Below are 3296 nucleotides of genomic sequence, written 5' to 3' on the forward strand. Positions count from 1 at the left end.
AAAGTAAGAGAATTAACTCAAGCTAAGAAGGTTCTTGATTCATATGCTCTAGGTTATGGTGGACTTGGAGAAGCTGTAGCTAAGATGGCATTTGGTAACAAGATAGGATTTGAATTAGCTAAGGATGTTGATGCAGATAAATTATTTGATCCTGCATATGGAAACATAGCTCTTGAAATGGAAGAAGCTGACTTAGCATTATTAGATGGTGTAGATTATAAGGTTGTTGGTAAAACTATAGAAGGACAATATATAGAAGTTGATGGATATAAAGTTTGCTTAGGTAAGATTTACAAAGCTTATGAATCTACTTTAGAACCAATATTCCCAACAAAAGCTGTTGAACCAACTGGCGAAATATCAAATATAAACTTCATAGTTAACGAACACCAAAAATCTTCATTATCAATAGTACAACCAAAAGTATTCATACCAGCATTCCCTGGAACTAACTGTGAATACGACTCAGCTAGAGCATTTGAAGATGCTGGAGCAAAAGCTAGCATAAAAGTATTCAGAAACTTAACTTATGCTAACATAGAAGATTCAATCGAAACTATGGTTAAAGAAATACAATCTTCTCAAATAGTTATGATACCAGGTGGATTCAGTGCAGGTGACGAACCAGATGGTTCTGCTAAATTCATAGCAACTGTATTTAGAAATCCAAGAATAGCTGAAGCTATAAATGACTTATTAACTAATAGAGATGGTTTAATGTTAGGTATCTGTAATGGATTCCAAGCATTAATCAAATTAGGATTAGTTCCTTATGGAGAAATAAAACCAGTAACTGCTGAAGACGCTCCAACTATAACTTATAACAACATTGGTCGCCACCAAGCTAAGGTTGTAACTACTAGAGTAGCATCAAATAAATCTCCATGGTTAGCAGGAACTCAAGTAGGAGACCTACATAGTATATCTATATCTCATGGTGAAGGTAAATTCGTTGCTAACAAAGAAACATTTGATCAATTAGTAGCAAATGGACAAATAGCAACTCAATACGTTGACTTAGCTGGAAATGCTACTTACGATATAGACTACAACCCTAATGGTTCATTCTACGCAGTTGAAGGTATAACTAGTGCAGATGGTAGAATCTTAGGTAAGATGGGTCACTCTGAAAGAATTGGTAAATACACTCTTAAAAATATACATGGTGAAAAAGATCAAAAAATATTTGAAAGTGGTGTAAATTACTTTAAATAAGATTTAAACGATAATTTAGATAAAAAATGGATTGCTGTATTGGCAATCCATTTTTTTTACAAAAAAATAAAAAAATTTAAAAAAAGTGGCGAATTTTTTTTAGAAATAGAGTCTTATATATTAAAGGGGAAAAAGAAATAGTATCGAATTTATTACAAATAGTTGGAAATAATAGGAAAACGTATTCAACTGTGATACTATAAAAGTACTTATAAAAAAGGGGGAATTTATCTTATGGTAAAACAATTTAAAAAATCCGCATGTTTTTTAACGGTATTAAGCTTGTTGCTTTCCTTTGGTTTTAGTTCAGAAAGCTCTTATGCAGTGGAGAAACAAGTTAAAGACCAATCTATTTCAAAAACATTGTCAAGTTCACAAGCAATGAGTGAAGAAGATGATCTTCAAGAGTATTATTTAAATATTGATTGGGGATTTGATGAAGCAAAATATGACAAAGGTGAATTAAAAATACTTCAAGAGCTTAAATCAAATGGTCTTTATTCTTATGTAGTAAATAATAGAAACGAGGCTGTAATAACTGCTTATAGCGGTGAGGTTTACAATGAAACAACTGGTGATTATGAAATTATTGCAAAAGAAGATTTAGTTATTCCAAATACTCTTGGTGGACATTCAGTTACAATGATTTATAAAAATGTATTTCATGATTCACATATTCAAAGTCTTACAATACCAGAAGGGGTAAAAGCTATAGGTTCAAAAGCAATTTGCGAGTGTGATTATTTAAAAATAATAAACATACCAAGTACAGTTACTGCTATAGATTTTCTAGCATGTACTTTAAATTCAAGTTTAAGACAGATAAATATACCTAAGGATAGTGTAGTTGAATTGGCCCCATATTCTTTAAGAGAGAATTATGTTTTAGAAGAAGTAACATTGCCAGATACTATGACTAAAATACCAGAAGGTTTGTTTCAGTTCTGCATATCTTTAAAAAAACTAGATATACCGAAGGGTGTGACAGAAATAGGAGACCTTGCTTTTGCAGCTACAGGCTTTGTTGAATTTACAATACCAGATACTATAAATAAAATACCAGAAGGTATGTTTTATTATGCTAGAGACTTAAAGAAAATAAATATACCAGATAGTGTAACAGAAATAGGAGGAGCTGCTTTTGCAGGTACAACAGAGCTTACTGAAATAACATTGCCAGATAGTATAAATAAAATACCTGAGTTTGCATTTTATGATTGTTTGTTATTAGAAAAAATAAATATGCCAAATAATTTAACAGAGATAGGTGCAGCTGCTTTTGCGCATACAGCGTTTACTGAATTTACAGTTCCAGATACTGTTAAGACTATCGGTAGTAGTGCATTTGCAGGCTGCGAAAATTTAGTTAAGCTTACAATACCAAAATCAGTTACTCAAATAGCTGAAGCACTAGTTGAAGGATGTACAAAAACAGTTACAATTTATGGTGAAAAAGGTTCATATGCAGAAACCTATGCAAAGAACAATAAAATACCATTTAAAGCTATAAATAATACGCCAGAACCTGAGTTATCAGTAATAGCAACAGGAGTAACAACAAACGGATTAAATGTAAGGGAAGGAGCATCAATAAATTACGATAAGGTAGGTTATTTAAACGAAGGGACAAAAGTAGAAATAGTAGAAAAATGTTCAAATGGTTGGTACAAAATAAAATACAATGATTCATATGGATATGTATCAGGAAAATATGTAAAATTAGATGAACAAGTGAGTGAAGTAATAGCAACAGGAGTGACAACAAGTGGATTAAACGTAAGAGAAGGATCAGGAACAAGTTACTCTAAGATAGGATACTTAACAAAAGGAACAAAAGTAGAAATAGTAGAAAAATGTTCAAATGGCTGGTATAAAATAAAATACAATGGAGCATACGGATATGTATCAGGAAAATATGTAAAATTAGATGAACAAGTGAGTGAAGTAATAGCAACAGGAGTAACAACAAGTGGATTAAACGTAAGAGAAGGATCAGGAACAAGTTACTCTAAGATAGGATACTTAACAAAAGGAACAAAAGTAGAAATAGTAGAAAAATGTTCAAATGGCTGGTATAAAAT

Annotated in this window: 2 protein-coding genes; both read left to right on the plus strand. The window is 31.6% G+C overall.

The window, feature by feature from the left end; all coding sequences use genetic code 11:
- The coding region (locus SPD90_RS09380) for a phosphoribosylformylglycinamidine synthase subunit PurQ (RefSeq protein WP_320925053.1) at positions 1-1215 on the plus strand (1215 nt) is incomplete at its 5' end.
- Positions 1216-1449: 234 nt separating this feature from the next.
- Positions 1450-3296, plus strand: a 1847-nt coding sequence (locus SPD90_RS09385) for a leucine-rich repeat protein (RefSeq protein ID WP_320925054.1), incomplete at its 3' end; no start/stop codon positions are given.

The sequence above is a fragment of the Intestinibacter sp. genome (assembly GCF_034113885.1).
In the GTDB taxonomy this organism is placed as follows: domain Bacteria; phylum Bacillota; class Clostridia; order Peptostreptococcales; family Peptostreptococcaceae; genus Intestinibacter.